We start from the raw sequence: 17,859 nt of genomic DNA on the forward strand, positions 1-17,859 counted from the left end.
GGGTTCTTAGCTCAGTTGGTAGAGCAGCGGACTCTTAATCCGTAGGTCGAGTGTTCGAGTCACTCAGGACCCACCAAATCAAGCCGCAAGGCACAAAAAGCCTGCTACCCATAAGTAGCAGGCTTTTTTGTTTTCAGACCGATTGCTTCCCCGCCGGCGGCAGCCCGGCCCTCCAGGGTCAGGAGTCATCCGCCGGCAGCATCATCGTCTGGCCGCCTGGGGCCTACGGCCCCGGTGTCCGCCCTCCACGGGCGGCAACGGATGTGTCTTTGCAAGAACCACCGCGTGAGCTTCTTGCTGTTCGCTGGCCATGGACATACAACACCATGTCACGGGCCCCGAACAGTGCAGCAGTCGCGCACCGTTTTTTCGAACCATGAATCCAGGCAACCCTTCTTCGCGTATTTGCTGCTGTGAAGCAGCAACGCTATTGGCCCCGCAATTGCAAACAACTGTCTTGCGAAGCCGCCATGCACTGCCTCCTCGATACACTTTGTCATACAAGTGACACCGCCCCAGCATGGGTCCAACGCGTCCCCTTTACCAAGTACGAGCCAGCAAAAAGAACACTGTGAAATCCACCTCCGTTACCCGCGCACTCCCCCTCTTTATTGCGCTGATTACTGCCGGGCTGATCTCCGCCCCCACCCCTGAAGCCAAGGCCCAGACCAGCAAGGCCCGCAACGCCGCGACCAAGGAGAAGGCGATGGCCCGCCAGGAACGCGAGGCAGACCGCGCAGCGCAGGCTACTGACAACACGAGCGGGGCAAGCCCGGCTGCCCCCAACGCGGCGTTGCCTGCGCGGCAGTGGAAGGTCAGCCTCAAGGAGCTGGGCGTGGGGCGCCCCATCGCCTTGCGCGGCGTGGAGAGCGAAGCCAGCGTGGGGGTGGGTGTACGGCGCGACGAAATCGTCGAAGCTGCCAAGCTGCGCCTGACCTTCACGCTGTCACCCGCGCTGATTCCTTCGCTGTCGCATCTCAAGCTGATGCTCAACGACGAAACCTTGCAGACAGTGGTGCTGGACAAGGAGCGTCTGGGCACACCACAGACGGTCGAGTTGAACATCGACCCCCGCTATTTCACGGACTACAACCGGTTCCGCTTTCAGTTCATCGGCCACTACACGATGGAATGTGAAACGCCCACCCATTCCAGCCTGTGGGCCACCATCAGCAACGACAGCCAACTGGAGCTTTCGCTGCGGCAGATCCCTCTGCGCAACGACCTCGCGCTGCTGCCGGCACCGTTCTTCGACCCCCGGGACAACCGCCCCGTCAAGCTGCCGTTTGTGTTCGGCAACCAACCCAGCACCGGCACGCTCAAGGCGTCTGGCTCCATCGCCAGCTGGATCGGTATGCTCGCAGGCTACCGAGGCAACCAGTTCCCGGTGCTGGAAAACCAGCTCCCCCGCTCGCACGCCGTGGTGCTGGCAACCAACAGCCAACGTCCCGCCTTCCTGCAGGACATGGCACCCGTGACCGAACCCACGATTTCGGTAGTCAACCACCCCGAAGTGCCAGGTGCCAAATTGCTGCTGGTGCTGGGCAAGGACGACGCCCAGCTGCAGATGGCGGCCGACGCCCTGGCCCTGGGGAAAGCGGTTTTGTCCGGGCAGACCATTGCCGTGAAGTCGCTGGACTATCCCGCACTGACCAAGCCCTATGACGCCCCCCGCTGGATCACCACCCAGCGGCCCGTGAAGCTGGCCGAGCTGGTGGGCAGTCCTTCGGATCTTCAACTGCGCGGCACGGTGCTCAATGACACGGTGAACATCTACACCCGCATGGCCCCAGACCTGTTCACCTGGAACGCCAAGGGCGTGCCGCTGGACCTCGCCTACCGCTACACCCCCAGCAGCGTCTCGGACCATGGCAGCCTGAACATCTCCATCAACAACCAGTTCATCCAGTCCTATCCGCTGCAGTCGCGAGACGACCGCACCAGCGGCAAGAACACGGTGATGCTGCCCTTGTTCGACGACGGGAACGCCCAGAACCGTTCGGACCTGAAGATTCCGGCTTTCATGATCGGTGGCGACAACCAGCTGCAGTTCGCGTTCCAGATCCCGCCCAACGACCTGGGCCGCTGCAAGTCCGCGCCACCGACCGAACTGTTTGCGGCCATCGATCCACAGTCCACCATCGACCTCACGGGTTTTCGCCACTACCTGGCCATGCCCAATCTGGCGGCCTATGCCAACAGCGGTTTCCCGTTCACCCGGGTGCCGGACCTGGCCCAGACCTCCATCATCCTTCCCAACCAGCCCAGCACCGCAGACATCGAGGTCTTCCTGACCTCCGTGGGCCGCATGAGTGCATCGACCGGCTATCCCGGTACCCGCTTTCAGCTGCTGCGCGCCGCAGATGCCAACAAGGCTGGCGACACAGACATCCTGATCGTGTCGCAGGCTGACGCCGATGGTTTGCTGGAGCAATGGAAGAACCATCTGCCAGCGCTGCTGGCCGCCGGGGCACGGTCCGTCCAGCCCCTGGAGCGGGCCCTGGGATCATTCATTGAACTGTTCAACCTGGAGTCCGAACACCGCCTCTCCGCGTCCGGCGGGCAAGCCGTGTTGCAAGGCACAGGGCCGCTGGCCGCCGTCACCGGCTTTGAATCGCCTTTGCACAGCGGGCGCAGTGTGGTGGCCCTCACTGCCACGGACAAGGAAGCCATGGGACTGCTGAGCCAGAGCCTGAACGACGCGGGCAAGATCAAGAGCCTGCGCGGCGATCTGGGCCTGCTGCGCGGCGACGCCATCGAAAGCTTCCGCATCAAGCCGGTGTACTACGTGGGCGACCTGCCGTGGTGGCAGCGCCTGTGGTTCCATCTGCACAGCCACCCCCTGCTGCTGGCGCTGGCGGGCATCGCGACCGGCCTTCTGCTGACCTTCATCGTTTATGGCGCCTTGCGCACCATGGCGCGCCGCCGACTGGCCTCCCAGCATGACTGATTCCCTCCGTCGGCGCACGGCCCTGCAGGCTGGCGGCGGTGCCGCGCTGCTGTCCTGGCTGCCAAGCCTTCCCGCGCAACCCCAATCCGCAGCAGAACGCCCCGGATGGCCCGCCTGGGAGGCCTTCAAGGCCCAGTTCATCAACGAAGGCGGCCGCGTCATCTCGGACGATGCGGGGGGAGGACAGACCTACTCCGAGGGACAGGCTTATGCCTTGTTTTTTGCCCTGGTGGCCAACGACCGCACCGCCTTCGACAAGCTGCTGCGCTGGACGGAAAACAACCTGTGCGAAGGCGATATGACCGCCCGCCTCCCGGCCTGGCTGTGGGGCAAACGTCCCGATGGCTCCTGGGGGGTCATCGACAGCAACGCCGCTTCTGATGCCGACCTCTGGATTGCCTACGCACTGGGCGAAGCTGGCCGCCTGTGGAATGTGCGCAGCTACCGGGCACTCTCGGCCTTGCTGGCAGCCCGCATCCTGCGTGAAGAAACCGCGCAACTGCCCGGCCTGGGACTGACCCTTCTGCCAGCCCCCCAAGGCTTTACGCAGGGGAACGGGCGCTGGCGCCTGAACCCCAGCTACATGCCCATGTACCTGATGCACTGGCTGGCAGAAGTGGACCCGCAACCCGAATGGAAGCAACTGGTGGACAGTTCGCTCAAGGTCATCCAGGGCGCGTCGCCCAAGGGCTTCACGCCGGACTGGACCGTGTACGACGCCAAGCAGGGCTTTCTGGTGGACGAAAAGGGCAAGGAAAAAGGCCAGGGCAGCTACAACGCCATCCGCGTCTATCTGTGGGCGGGCACACTGCACGCCAACGCCCCTGGGCGCAAGGCCCTGCTGGAGACCCTACAGCCCATGGCCCGCTTTGTGCGCGAGCAGGGATACCCGCCGGAGTCCATCGATATCCTGACGGCGCAGGCTTCGGGGCCCGCTCCGTCCGGGTTCTCGGCGGCAGTCCTGCCGTTTTTGCGGGCGGTGGGGGATGATCGAGCCCTGCAATCGCAGCGCATGCGCCTGGAGGCCCGCCCCTTGCGTCCCACAGCCTACTACGAGCAGGTCCTCGGCCTGTTTGGGCTCGGCGCGATGGAGGGGCACTATCGCTTCACCGCCAACGGCCAACTCACTGTGCGGTGGAAACCGTGAAACGCCGTACGCGCCGCTGGCTACCCTCACTGACCCTGCTTGCCGCCGCCTGCCTGCCTGGGCAGCACGGCGTGCATGCCAGCACCCCACCCGCTATCGAAGCGGAGCTGCTCAGCGGCGCCCGCCTGTGGGCCAGCAAGAACCGGCCGGACATGGCCCGCCAGCTGGTGGACAAACTGCTGGCCATGGACCCGAACTCTCCTGAGGGGCTGGCAACGCTGGGCGACCTGGCTCTGCGCGAAAAGAAAACCGACGAGGCCCAGCGCGCTCTGGCCACCTTGCGTGCCCGCCACCCCAACCATGTGCTGACCCAGGAACTGGAAACCCTGGTGCGCGTGTATGGCCCCGACCGCGAAAAACTCGCCCAGATGCGCCTGATGGCACGCGCAGGCCGCAAGGCCGAGGCCGCCGACCTGGCGCGCGAGCTTTTCCCGCAAGGCCCGCCCACGCTCGGCGGACTGGCGTTGGAGTACCACCAAATCATGGGCTCCACCGCCAGGCAGAGCACCGAATCCCAGCGCCAGCTGGCCAAGCTGTACCAGCAGACCGGGGAGTCCCGCTACCGGCTGGCACAGCTGGAGCTGCGCATGTACCAGGGTAGCAACCCAACGGCCGTGGTGCAGGAGATCGAGGCCCTGGCAAAGCAGCCCGATACCAATGCCCAGCAACTGCAAGACCTTTGGCGCCGCGCCCTGGACCGGCTGGCCAACACACCCGCCAACCTGCCCCGCGTGCGCGCCTTTCTGCAGCGCTACCCGGCTGACAGCGCCATGGTGGAACGACTGGCCGCCATGCAACAGGCGGTCGAACGCGCAGAGCGGGCGGCCCGCGACCCGGCCAACATCGCCCGGCAGGCAGCGCGCACGGCACTGGACCAGGGCGATATGGAGTTGGCGGAAGAGCAGATCCAGGCGACGCTGGCTTTACGCCCACAGGACGGAGAGAGCCTGGGGAACTTGGGGTTGATCCGCCTGCGCCAGGGCCAGCACGCCCAGGCGCAGGACCTCTTCAGCCAAGCCTATGCGCTCACACGCCAGGGCCGCTGGAAGGACTTGCAGACCACCGCCAGATTCTGGGGACTGCTGCGACAGGCCGACCGAGCTGTCGAGCAGAACGAACTCGTCACCGCTGCCAGCTTGGCCGAACGCGCACTGCAGATGCAGCCCCAAAGTGCTGACGCATTGACCACCCTGGCGAGCATTCGTGACCTGCAGGGTGACCATGCGCTGGCAGAGAATTTCTACCAACAGGCCCTCCAACAGGAGCCCAACAGCACTTCCGCCATCAAAGGCCTGGCAAGTCTCTATGCCCGCACCGGGCGGGTGACCAAAGCGCAGTCCCTGCTGGCAGAGGCCGCTGCACGTGACACCACACTCGCCGAAAAACTCGCCAGTGCCCAGGCGGATGTGCTGGTGGCCCAGGCAGAGGACGACCTGCAGGCCCAGCGCCTGGGCCCCGCACTGCGTGCGCTGGAGTCGGCCGTGGTACTGACCCCTGACGATGCGTGGTTACGGCACCGCCTCGCACGTGTTTACTTGCGCCTGGGCCGCCCCCAGGAAGCACTGCACGCCATGGATGAGGGCGTGGCACGTATTCCGTCCGGCACTGTCAGTGCCGAGATGTTGTATGCCCGCGCCCTGATACGTTCGGCCTTGGACGATGACACCGCTGCCCTTGCAGACATGCAGCAGATACCCTCCACCGATCAGACAGACGCCATGCGCGCGCTGATGCGGCGCTCCCAGGTCAAGTCGCTCGTCACGCAGGCCCTGAAGCCCCTGCCGGCAGCTGAAGTCGAGGCATTGCTACAGCAAGCGGAACGGACAGCAGGCAATGAGGCAGACCTGCTCTACAGCGTTGCCAATGCCTGGTTTCGCCGTGCGCAGCCGGCGCGGGGCGTGGCAGTCTTTCATCGCCTGGCAGCGCGTGTTCCCACGCTGGCGCCAGACACGCAGCTGGACTACGCACAGCTGCTCAACCGGGCGGAGGACGATGCCGGCCTGGCCGAGCAATTGCCTCGTATGCTGCAAGCCAAGGGCTGGAGCGCGGAGCAGGAAGACCGGCTGGTAGCGCTGTATGCAGCGCACCAGGAGCGGCTTGTCGAGAAGCAGCGGCAGGCCGGACGTACCAACGAAGCCTCGCGCCTGGCACGCCAGGCGACACCGCTGCTGGACACACTCTCCACACCACGCCAACGCAGCCTGGCCCAGGCCCGGTTGTTCATGGCTGCGGCCGAATATGCCGATGCCGCCCAGTTGCTCAAGCCTCTGGCATCCGCACAACCGGATGATCTGTCTGTTCGCATGGCGCTGGCGGACACCCTGTCACGACTGCACGACACCGGAGACCGGCGGGCTGCGGCCAATGAGGCCGACTGGCTGAAGGACCGTATACCTCCGAGCGATGTGGGACAGCAACTGGCACTGCTGCGCATCTGGCAACGCATTGGCCGCATGGACGAAGCGCGGGCATTGGCGACCCGTTTACTGGACCGTTTTCCGCAAGACAGTGACGTGCTGCTGCATGCAGCGCGCCTGGAGCGGGCCAACCGCAACTACGTGCAGGCCATGGTGTTCTTCCGCAGTGCGCTCATGCTGGAGACGCGCGGAAAGGACACCCCTCCGACTGCAACGGCCCCAGACAGCCAGACCCCGGTGCCGGTTGATTCCGACCGCCCATTGGCTCTCCAGCAGAGTTACACACTGTCCCTCCCCGCCGACCCGGCCGTGGTTGCCAAGATTCAGGGCGAGATCGACGCCATCGAGGCACGGCGTCAGCCGCGGATCGAAGCGGGACATCAGGCACTGAGCAAGCGCTCCACCGACGGCATCTCCAGCCTGCACGGCTGGGAGCGACCGGTAGTGGCGTGGATGCCGCGTGGCTATGACGGGCACTACTTCCTGCATGTGGATCGGGTGCAGCTGGATGCGGGCGATCTTCCCGCTGACGGTCCGGACCTGCTCACCTACGGGCAGGTGGCGGCGCTACCGCCCGGGTCGCCCTTTGCCACCGAGCGACGCCAACGCGGCCAGGGCACCAACCTGGGTTTCGGCTACGTTGGCGACGACATCCAGTGGGATATCGGAACCACCGGGGTGGGTTTTCCGGTGACAAATGTCGTAGGAGGCCTGTCCAAGACTGGCGATATCGGCCGCTACAGCTACAAGCTCGAAGCGTATCGGCGCCCCATCACCGGCAGCCTGCTGTCATACGCAGGGGCGCGCGACCCCATCACAGGGCAGGTATGGGGCGGCGTGGTGGCCACGGGCGCTGCAGGCCGCGTCTCTACCGACATGGGGCCCTACAGCACTTCGCTGAGCCTGAGCCTGGCCGCGCTCACCGGCAAGAACGTAGCGACCAACACCCGCATGCAACTGCGATGGGCCCTGGACCGCGACGTATGGCGTCACGCGGACGGGGTGGTCAACCTCGGGGTTGCCGTGTCGGCCTGGCGCTATGGCAAAGACCTGTCCGAGTACAGCTTCGGGCACGGGGGCTACTACAGCCCGCGCAACTACGTGTCAGTCGCCCTGCCACTGGAGTGGAGCGGACGCCGTGGCGCACTCACGTGGCTCGCGCGCGGGTCTGTGTCCGTCTCGCGCAGTAGCAGTGGCGACAGCGACTATTTTCCGCAGAGCGCACTCCTGCAGTCCCTGGCGCGTGCCCGGCTGGCGGCCGATGGTGGCGTTCCGGTGTATGCGGGCAGTTCGGGCTCGGGTTTCGGTCGCTCATTCAGGGGCGCACTGGAGTACCAGGTCACCCCCCACCTCGCACTGGGTGCACAGTTGGAGCTGGATCGTTCGGCCTACTACGCGCCCACCAATTTCATGGTGTACGGCCGCTACCGCTTTGAGCCCGGGAACGCTCCGCTGGACAACCGCCCCCGTCCGGTGCAGACCTATTCCAGCTTCTGACATGTCCTCTGCCGCTTCATCCCCACGCAAGAGCCCACCCGCCAGCGGTGTGCTGCGTTCGCTCGCCCCACGCCTTTGGCCTTCCAAGGGTGTAGCCGGCAACGCGCTGCGACCGACCAACATCGGCATTGCAGGGCTGCCTGACGGCATCGGCCAACTGCCAGCCCATGTGCCCGTATCCCTCATTGCCGCCGACAGCCGCAGCGCTACGGCATGGTTCCCAGCACTCATTGAAGACGCCCTGGCAGCAGGCCCTTTGGGGCTGGTCGCATCCGGCACGCAGTGGTTGGATGAATTGCTGGAGCGCCCGGCAGTACAAGCCGCCTACCAGACGGGTCGGCTGAGGCTGTGGACACTTTCACCGGGATTGCACGCGCAAGTCCAGCGCAATGGCCTCAGTGCGTTGCTTCAGGAGCTTGAACGCACCGGCCTGCCACCACAGCACGCGCTCTATCTGTACGACGCACAAAACCTGCTGTCTGGGCTCAACATGGCGCAACTCGCCCGGGTCAGTGACCAGCTCAGCACACTGTGCCGCCAACGGCCTCGCCCTGTGGTGCTCGGATTCACCCCACCACTGGATGCCACCGCCCTTTTACCAACGCTACGCAACCTGTGTCAGATGTCCATGCACATTGCCACGTTGCATGCCGACGCAGACCGCTGGCGCCTGAGCCTGGACCGCTGGAGTTCGGACACCGGGGCGCTCTTTCAGACCGGTTTTGGCCTGGTGCAGGACGCGAGCACCCACCGGCTGGCTGCCGATGGCACGCGCACCCAGGGTGCCACACCCGAACTGGTCACTGCGGCCGACCAATGGAGTGTGCTGGCCACTCGGGCATCGGTGGAGGGGCAGCGCGGTATCCCCGGCCACTGGCGTATCTTCGACGGGCTGGAGGACATCGAAGTGGCTGCCGCCACCTGCGTGGCATCCACGGTGCTGATCGATGCGGGCTCTGCGAGCGATTTCGAGTCCCGCGCACGCCTGGTACACCACTTGCGTCTCACGCGCCCCCCCACGCTCAAGATCGTGGTGCGCGAGAACCTGGGCAAGTTGCGCACCCACAGCGAACAGGCCCTGCTCCAACTGGGCGCCAGCGTGGTGGTCTACAAAGAGGTGGGGTTCTCGCGCCTGCTGCAACTGCTGCAGGACATGAATGCCCAGAGCCACACCCGCAAAGTACACCCCGACTACGCGCAGGCGCTCGACAGCTTCATGCCGCCGCGCGAGCGGGGTTACCAGGCCCCGGCACGGTTTTGTACGCTGGTACGGGGGATGCTGGACCGCACCCATGGCATCGGTCTGTCGCACAGCATGGTGCGGCTGAACATGCTGGACCAGATGCCGCACATCGACGCCTTGCGTGCCTGCCACACCTCCCGCGATGGAGATCTGTTCACTGCCGACCACGAAGCAATCTACGTGTTCCTTTTTGCCTGCCGGGAGCCCGATGTGGAGCTGGCCCTGCAGCGTGTGTTTGCGCTGCCACTGACCCAGTTGTTCACCTCACAGGCCACAGACTGCTCCGAGTCCGGCATACGCGCCATGACCGACCAATTGCAGGAGACCCTGCGCAAAGGGGTGCCTGACTACAGCGCCCTGTTGGCCGACGCAAGCGCTCCACCGGCGGCCGTCCTTGTGAACAGTTCCGCTACACCCAAGGCGCAGGCGCCGAAGGCAACGCCGGCATTGCCCCAGCACAACCCTATGGAAGACCCGCAACCCAGCGCCCAGCCGCGAGTTGCGGCGAGCCCGCAAGTGCGACCGCACCCCATCGGACGGCGCGCCGTGCCACGTGCACTCGGGAGGGCTTCAGCATGAGCAATGCGTGGATGCTCGTTTACGTGCTGCTGGGCGCCTTGCTGGCCTGGCCCTGTGCCAGGCTGCTGCGCCAAGTGCTGCAAGCACGCCAGCCGCTGCGCTGTGTGCAGCCCTACCGCCCTGGCCTTCTGCCCAAAGAATCCCCTGTTCCTCCGCAAGACGGGGTGAACAAGACCCCATGAACAAAGAGTTTGCATGCGCGTGATTGCTGTCGTTTCGCACCTCGGCGGGTCCGGGCGTACCACCCTGGTTGCACACCTGGCATCGTTGGGTGCCCGGCAAGGTCAGTCCACCTTGGCCATAGAACTCTGTTCTCAGAATCTGCTGGGCATGCACCTGGGGATGCCACATCCCGCCAGCCAGGGGTGGGCAGCACTTGCGGCCACGGGCTCATGGTGGGCGGATGGCAGCTTTGACAACACCGACGGCGTCGGCGTTCTCCCCTTTGGCCCGGCGGCGCCGGACACCATCACCACACTCCACCAACTGCTGGCGGCCAACCCGCAGTGGCTGCAAGACCAGTTGGCACTGCTCGATATCCCGGAGGATTGCACGGTGCTGCTGGATACACCGCAATGGCCTTCGCCACTGGCCCAGGCAGCGCTGCGCTGCGCGGATGCAGTGTTGGTGGCCATGGAAGCGTCTGCACGCGGATGTGCCAGCATGGACACCGTGCGCGCCATGCTGCAGGCATCGCCGGCAGCACCCAACGCGCAGGGCATCGCAGTCACACGTTTCGACCCGCGCCGCGCCTCACACCGGGAAGCACTCACCACTCTGCGCCAGCAGTGGGGAAGCCAGTTACTACCGTACACGGTGCACGAAGACGAGAACCTCTCGCGTGCGCTGGCGGCATCGCAGTCCGTGAACAGCGTGGCCCCCCATGCACAGTCGGCACACGATCTCCAGGGCATTTTCCATTGGCTGTCGGCAGTGTCTCCCGTGCAGGCGCAGCCTTCGCCCGCGACGGAAGTGGCGGCACCATGACGGATCAACCCCCTTGCAGCATCACGACGCCCACGCCGTCCCCTGAGCGAACGGGTGTACAAGCACCTGCCCACCAAGTGCTGGGATGGCTCCGAGTCTGGTTGGAGATTGAGCCTGGTGCTCCCTGGTGGATGTGGCTGTGGCGCTGCTTTGTGCTGCCGCCCTCGCCGCAGCGCGCTTTACGCCCTTGGTTGCTGCGTCCAGTGCGGGGTCTATGGGCAGGCCTCGGCTGGGCGATGCGCTGGCTCTGGAGGGGGGTGGCACTCGCACTGAATCTGCTTTTCTGGCCGATCCGGCTTTTCCTGCGGGCCATGGACCGCCTGGCCACCCACGTCAACGTGGGCAAGGGCATGCGGCTGGCAGACCAGTGGCTCACACCGGCCTTGGAGATTCCGGGTCTGCGCTGGGTGATCCTGGCGATTGGGGCGGTTACCGGTCTGGTCGTTATGACCACCCCATTCAACTGGTTTGGGCAACTGTTGTTCATGCTGCTCTGCTGGGGGCTTTCCCTGGTGCTCCGGCGCCTGCCAGGCCGCTATCCATCGCTGGCGCTTGCAGCCATCAGCCTGCTGGCCATGGGGCGCTACGCCTGGTGGCGCCTGACTTCGTCGATTGAATTCGACTCGGTCATCGAGTCCTTCCTGGGCTATGGCCTGCTGGCGGCAGAGGCCTACACCTGGCTGGTGGTGGTACTGGGCTTCATACAGACGGCCTGGCCCCTGCACCGCCGTCCGGCGGAACTGCAAGGTACGCCCGCGTCTTGGCCCACCGTGGATGTGTATATCCCCACCTACAACGAGCCGTTGAGCGTCGTGCGCACCACGGTGCTCGCCTCGATGGCGCTGGACTGGCCCCAAGACAAGGTCAAGGTCTTCATCCTGGACGACGGACGGCGCGAGGAATTCCTTGCATTCGCCGAATCCATGGGCGTTGGCTATATCGTGCGGCCCGACAACAATCACGCCAAGGCCGGTAACCTGAATCATGCACTGGGCAAAACCGATGGTGAGCTGATCGCCATTTTCGATTGCGACCACATCCCCACACGCTCTTTTCTGACCACGGCCGTGGGCTGGTTCCAGCGCGACCCGAAGTGCGCCATGCTGCAAACGCCGCACCACTTCTTCTCGCCCGACCCGTTTGAGCGCAACCTGGGCACCTTCCGCCGTGTACCCAACGAGGGTGCGTTGTTCTACGGACTGATCCAGGATGGCAATGACTTCTGGAACGCCACGTTCTTCTGCGGCTCCTGCGCGGTGATTCGGCGCGGACCTTTGCTGGAAGTGGGCGGCATCGCCGTGGAAACAGTGACCGAGGATGCGCACACCGCCCTCAAGCTGCACCGGCGCGGTTACACCACGGCTTACATCAACGAGACGCAGGCCGCCGGTCTGGCCACGGAAAGCCTGTCGGCACACGTGGGCCAACGCATCCGCTGGGCGCGCGGCATGGCGCAAATCTTCCGCGTGGACAACCCCTTCCTGGGCAAGGGCCTCACGCTGTGGCAGCGCATCTGCTATGCCAATGCCATGGTGCACTTCTTCTTCGGGCTGCCACGGCTGGTGTTCCTCACCGCGCCCATGGCCTTCCTGTTCTTTGAATGGCACATCATCAATGCGGGCGCCATCATGATTGCGCTGTACGTGCTGCCGTACATCCTGCAGTCCAACATTGCCAATGCGCATGTGCAAGGCGAGCACCGGCACACCTTCTGGGCGGAGGTCTACGAGACGGTGTTGGCCTGGTATGTGGCCCTGCCCACCACGGTGGCGTTGATCAACCCGCGCTTGGGTAAGTTCAACGTGACAGCCAAGGGCGGGCTGGTGGATGAGCCGTATTTCGACTGGGTGATCTCCCGCCCTTACACCATCCTGGTTCTGCTTAACTTTGCGGCCTTTGGCATGGGCCTGTTGCGCCTGTTCTTCTGGAACACCGAGGAAACCGCCACCGTGCTCCTCAACCTGCTGTGGACGGTCTACAGCATCCTCATGCTAGGTGCTGCATTGGGTGTGGCGTCCGAGGCCCGCCAGGTGCGGCGCATGCACCGCGTGGCCACGCGATTGCCTGCGACCTTATACCTGGACGATGGGACAGTGCTACGGGCCGTTTGTATCGACTTTTCCATGACCGGTGTGGGCCTGCAGTTGCCTGAAGGCATACCGCTGGCCGTAGGAGACAAGGTGCAGGTAGGACTGTGGCGCAACGATTCGGAATGCGTCTTTCCCGCCACGGTGATGCTGCACAGGGGCCAGAGCGCCACCGGTTTTCAGTTTGACCCCATGACGCGCGAACAACAAATCGACCTGGTGCAGTGCACCTTTGCCCGCCCCGACACCTGGACGCAATGGAACGACAGCCACGATACCGACCGGCCTTTGCATGGCCTGCAGGAAATCGCGCAGCTGGGTGTTCTGGGCTACCGTAAGTTCTGGGCTTCGCTGGTGGAATCGGCACGCAGCCGATGGCCCCTTCGCAAGCAGCGCGGGCAAGAAAGGCTGTCGGCATGAGCTTCTGGCACCTGATTTTCCTTGCCAAAGTAGGTTTGTACTTTGGTGGCTACATCGGCCTGAACTGGTGGCTGAACCTGCTGTTGTGGGCGTCCATGCTGCCCCCCATTGCGCACAACGGGTGGCGACGTGCACGCACGGCCATCGCCATACCGGCAGCCATCGCATTGCTGTATGCCGACTCATACCTCCCCAGCCCGGCGCGCGTGCTGTCACAGCTCAAAGCGCTGAGCGGTTTCAGCGCAGACTACTGGCTGGAACTCGCCCAGCGGGTGTTCAACCCTGAAATGCTGCTGGTGGGATTGGCCGGTATCGTGCTTTATTCGGCACTGGCCCGGAGGGTGCGTGCAGGAACCTTTGCATTGCTGGCGTTGTTGAGCGTGCCGGTGGTCGCGGCCTTGCAGGAGCAGGCAGCCACATCCCAAACCACCATGGCTGCAGCCAATGGATCGAATTCGGCTGCTGCGCCCAACGACAGTCAGGACACGTCACCAGACGCCCTGCTGCAACGCTTTTATGCCAGCGAAAGCCAGCGGCGCGTTCAGTTCACCGCGCCCAACGGACCACCCGCGTTCGACATCATCTTGCTGCACGTCTGTTCCCTCTCATGGGACGACATGGACTTTGTAGGACAGCGCGACAACCCGTTCCTCAAGCGCTTTGATGTGCTGTTCACGAACTTCAACAGTGCCGCCAGCTACAGCGGGCCGGCCTCGCTGCGGGTATTGCACGGCACCTGCGGACAAACACCGCACACCAAGCTGTACGAGGGCATCGATCCGCAGTGTTATGTGTTCCCCAACCTGGAGAAAGTGGGCTACCAGACCGCCGCGCTGCTCAACCACGACGGGGTGTATGAAGAGTTTGCGCATGCGCTGGAGCAACGCGGAGGTCTTGGGGGCAAGCTGCAATCCAACCAGGGGGCACCCGTCCACATGCAGAATTTTGATGGCTCGCCCATCTACAACGACCATGCCCTGCTGGCGCAGTGGTGGAAGAAGCGCAGCACTGACCGCAGTACCGGACCGGTAGCGCTGTACTACAACACCATCTCGCTGCACGATGGCAATCGCGTACCGGGCATGGCTTCACGCAACAGCCTGGAGACGTTCAAGCCCCGCCTGGTGCAACTGCTCGCCGACTTCGACAAGTTCATCTCTGAGCTGGAGTCATCTGGACGCCCCGTTGTCGTGATGCTGGTTCCCGAGCATGGGGCGTCGCTGCGCGGAGACAAGATCCAGATGTCGGGCATGCGGGAGATTCCCGGCCCCCGCATCACCCTTGTCCCGGCTGCGGTGAAGCTGGTGGGCATGAAGGTATCAGACGCATCCCCTCCTCCCGGTCCCCTTGTCGTGAACCAGCCGATGAGCTATCTGGGCTTGTACACCTTGCTGGGCGATCTGATTCGCGACAACCCTTACGCCAACTCCGCACGCCCTCTGGCAGAGCGGCTCGCGACACCGGTCACTACCCCGTTTGTTTCAGAGAACGCCGATGTGATCGTGATGCGCGACATGGAAGGCAAGTACCTGATGCGCTCGGGGAACGGCGAATGGGTTCCCTACAACTACTGAAGGCGTTGGCTTGAAGCCGAAGGGGCGTGACCAGGGGGTTGCGCGACGGTGCCCCTCTTTCACAGACGCCCAAGTGCGTCCCGCATAATCCATCCGCCCTCCGCGCCATCCCGCAATGGCACGGCGGTGTGATGTCCTTCCGCGCGTCTGCAACTCCATCGGTCTCCATCCATGAATCCTCAAGCCCATCTGCTCTGGAAAGCACCCCGCTGGGCGCTCGCGATCCTGCTGGCTGTGCTGGGCATGCTCGGGCCTTTCTCCATCGACACCTACATCCCCGCGTTCTCAGGCATCGCCGCGGCGCTGGGAGCCACGCCGGTGGAGATGCAGCAGACGCTGTCGGCCTACCTTTTCGGCTTTGCATTCATGAGCCTGTTCCATGGCGCGCTGGCGGACAGCTTCGGGCGCAGGCCCGTGATCTTGTGGGGCATTGCCGTGTTCACGCTCGCCTCCGCCGGATGCGCCCTGTCACAAACGATTGGGCAACTGGTCTTTTTCCGCGCGCTGCAAGGTTTGTCCACGGGAGCAGGCATCGTGGTCTCGCGTGCGGTGATCCGCGACATGTTTCCCCCGGCACAGGCCCAGAAGGTCATGAGCCAGGTGACCATCTACTTTGGGGTGGCTCCGGCGATTGCTCCCATCATTGGTGGTTGGCTGTTTGTCCATGCGAGTTGGCACAGCATTTTCTGGTTCCTGACTCTGGTAGGCATTGCCCTGTGGATTGCCAACTTCCGGCTGCTGCCAGAGACCCTCCATGTGGAGCAGCGCCAGCCCTTTCATGTGCGCCACCTGATGCGGGGCTACATGCAGCTGGGCACCAGTGCACGCTTCGTGCTGCTGGCACTGGCCAGCGGCGTTCCCTTCAATGGCATGTTCCTGTACGTGCTGTCGGCCCCCGCGTTTCTGGGGGAGCACCTGTCGCTGGCACCGACACAGTTTTTCTGGTTTTTTGTGCTCACCATTTCAGGGATCATGGGCGGTGCATGGCTCAGCGGAAGGCTGGCGGGACGCATTCCGCCCAAGCGCCAGATCCGCCACGGGTTCGTCATCATGTTTTCGGTGGCCGTGTTGAACCTGGGCGCCAATCTCCTGTTCACCGCCCACGCCTGGTGGGCACTCGCACCCATTGCGATCTTTTCTTTTGGCTGGGCGCTGATGGTGCCCGTGGTGACGCTGCTGGTGCTGGACCTCTACCCCGAGCGGCGAGGCATGGCCTCGTCCATGCAGGCGTTTGTCGGTTCAACGGCCAATGGGCTGGTGGCGGGCCTCATTGCGCCGCTGGTGATGCATTCCACGGTTTTGCTGGCACTGTCATCGCTGCTGATGTTGTGCATTGGCATGCTGTCGTGGATCTTTCTGCACCATCGCTGGCCCGAGATCGGCCGCACCCCGGTCCACCTCTGATCCAGCTGCGGATCAAGGACTGCCAGACTGCCGCCGGTCCACGTTCTTTTGCTGGTAGTAGCGGTTCTTTTCCGCGTACATCGCCTGGTCTGCACGGTGGATTGCAGCCTCCACCGCATCGCCCGACTGGCAACAGGCGATTCCCATGGCCAGGCTGAGGTGCTGGCCAGGGTAGAACTGGTTGTTGAGTTCGAGCATCGACAAGATGCGTTCCTGCAGGGCCATGGCTCCGCGCTCATCCGTACCGGGCAACAACACCGTGAACTCGTCGCCGCCAATGCGTGCTGCACAGGCCGGTGCATCCACAGCCTTGGCCAAGACCTCGCCAACGCGGCGCAGCATGGAGTCTCCCGCCGCATGGCCCTGCTCGTCGTTCACCACCTTAAGCCCATTGAGGTCGATGGCGATGATGGACAAAGGCCAAGGGCCCTTGCGGGTCAGGCGGTTGAGTTCCTCGGCGTAAAAGGCGCGGTTGCGCAACTGCGTGAGTACATCGTGCTTGCCCAGGTACTCCAGATAGGCCTCAGCCTTCTTGCGCGCCGTGATGTCCACCAGCGACAGGAGCACCAGCCCCCAGTCGCTCATGTGATCGGCCAGCACCGAGAATTGCATGTGGATATGCACCGCATCGCCAGACAGTGCGTAGTTGACCACTTCGCGCTGCTGGAAGGTCTTGCCCTCCCACAGGTCCAGCAACTGCTCCGCAAAGGACTCGTGCATCTCCCCGCGAAACACCCTGCCAATGTTGTTCAGCAGCATCTCCTTGCTCTCTGCGCCGAACATGCGCAGGGTCTGCTGGTTCACGTCAATCACCCGGATTTCGTGCATGCAGCGTGTCACGAACTCGGGATGCACCCGAATGAATGTCTTGAAATCGTCGATGCCCTGCGCACGCACACCATCAAGCAGGCTCTTGACCGCGCTGAAGTCCTCCACCCACAAGGACACGGGCGAATGTTCGAACAGGTCGCGAGCGTAGCGCTCGCTGCGGCGCAGCTCCGCCCCTGCGCGCACGGTGGCCGTCACATCCTCCAGTGACACCAACACACGACTCCAGTTGTCCTCGTAGCCGGGCAGGATGCGCGCACGGATCTGCACATCCAGCCGTCGACCGTCGAGCGCGTAGTTCACGGTCTGGTTGGAAAACTCCAGTTGCCCATCCCACAACTGCGACAGCTCATGCGCCACCGCGTCGTGCATGTCGTCCCGAAACACCTTGTCCAGGTTGGCTTCCAGGACCTGCTGGCTCTCGGCGGCAAACAGATCCAGCGTGCGCTGATTCACCTTGAGCACTTTGAGGGCGGCACTGCAAGCCCTCAGGCGGGCCGGGTCCTGGGCCAGGAACTGGCGGATGTCGGTCACGCCTTCGGCACGCCACTGATCAAAAAGCTGCTTGAGCGCGCTGTAGTCCTCCAGCCAGAGTGACACCGGCGCCAGCCCGAACATGTGCTCAAAGTCCGCACCCGAAGATAAAGAAGACGACACAGCAGATTCCTCCGGAGGCCATTATTGACGAGCCGCCCGCCGCCTCTGCGACACACCGGGCCGCCACCA

Annotated in this window: 10 protein-coding genes and 1 tRNA gene; 10 read left to right on the top strand and 1 reads right to left on the bottom strand. The window is 64.0% G+C overall.

Annotated elements, in window-relative coordinates:
* The 10 genes from DNK89_RS06665 (at position 1) to DNK89_RS06705 (ending at position 16,305) form a co-directional block, all read left to right on the top strand.
* A tRNA-Lys gene (locus tag DNK89_RS06665) sits at positions 1-76 on the top strand.
* A 495-nt stretch (positions 77-571) separates the two neighbouring features.
* Positions 572-2,950 (top strand): cellulose biosynthesis cyclic di-GMP-binding regulatory protein BcsB, encoded by a 2,379-nt coding sequence (gene bcsB / locus DNK89_RS06670; RefSeq protein WP_238990713.1) that lies wholly within the window; start codon positions 572-574, stop codon positions 2,948-2,950.
* Entirely contained in the window at positions 2,943-4,097 is a 1,155-nt protein-coding gene (gene bcsZ / locus DNK89_RS06675) for a cellulose synthase complex periplasmic endoglucanase BcsZ (RefSeq protein ID WP_110959447.1), read from the top strand. The genes bcsB and bcsZ overlap by 8 nt, the downstream gene beginning before the upstream one ends.
* Positions 4,094-8,011 carry a cellulose synthase subunit BcsC-related outer membrane protein gene (locus tag DNK89_RS06680; protein WP_110959448.1) on the top strand — a complete coding sequence of 1,306 codons (3,918 nt, stop codon included), beginning with the start codon at positions 4,094-4,096 and terminating at the stop codon, positions 8,009-8,011. Before bcsZ ends, DNK89_RS06680 begins: the two co-directional genes overlap by 4 nt.
* A gap of 1 nt (position 8,012) precedes the next feature.
* Positions 8,013-9,833 carry a BcsE family c-di-GMP-binding protein gene (locus DNK89_RS06685; protein ID WP_110959449.1) on the top strand — a complete coding sequence of 607 codons (1,821 nt, stop codon included), beginning with the start codon at positions 8,013-8,015 and terminating at the stop codon, positions 9,831-9,833.
* The gene (locus tag DNK89_RS24180) at positions 9,830-10,015 is read left to right on the top strand and encodes a hypothetical protein (RefSeq protein WP_153064247.1); all 186 of its coding nucleotides are present in this window, start codon (positions 9,830-9,832) and stop codon (positions 10,013-10,015) included. Before DNK89_RS06685 ends, DNK89_RS24180 begins: the two co-directional genes overlap by 4 nt.
* Positions 10,016-10,028: 13 nt before the next feature.
* A complete protein-coding gene (gene bcsQ / locus DNK89_RS06690; RefSeq protein WP_110959450.1) occupies positions 10,029-10,820 on the top strand; it encodes a cellulose biosynthesis protein BcsQ in 792 nt (263 codons plus the stop codon).
* A 311-nt stretch (positions 10,821-11,131) separates the two neighbouring features.
* Complete coding sequence (gene bcsA / locus DNK89_RS06695) at positions 11,132-13,327, top strand: UDP-forming cellulose synthase catalytic subunit (RefSeq protein WP_370220871.1); 2,196 nt, start codon at positions 11,132-11,134, stop codon at positions 13,325-13,327.
* Complete coding sequence (bcsG, locus tag DNK89_RS06700) at positions 13,324-14,901, top strand: cellulose biosynthesis protein BcsG (RefSeq protein WP_110959452.1); 1,578 nt, start codon at positions 13,324-13,326, stop codon at positions 14,899-14,901. Before bcsA ends, bcsG begins: the two co-directional genes overlap by 4 nt.
* A 171-nt stretch (positions 14,902-15,072) precedes the next feature.
* A complete protein-coding gene (locus tag DNK89_RS06705; protein WP_110959453.1) occupies positions 15,073-16,305 on the top strand; it encodes a multidrug effflux MFS transporter in 1,233 nt (410 codons plus the stop codon).
* Between the two features lie 12 nt (positions 16,306-16,317).
* Here the strand turns inward: DNK89_RS06705 and DNK89_RS06710 are convergent, their stop codons facing one another.
* A complete protein-coding gene (locus DNK89_RS06710) occupies positions 16,318-17,790 on the bottom strand; it encodes a GGDEF domain-containing protein (RefSeq protein WP_203422216.1) in 1,473 nt (490 codons plus the stop codon).
* Between the last annotated feature and the right edge of the window lie 69 nt (positions 17,791-17,859).

Origin of the sequence: Acidovorax sp. ST3 (assembly GCF_003231145.1) — a bacterium.
Classification (GTDB): domain Bacteria; phylum Pseudomonadota; class Gammaproteobacteria; order Burkholderiales; family Burkholderiaceae_C; genus Acidovorax.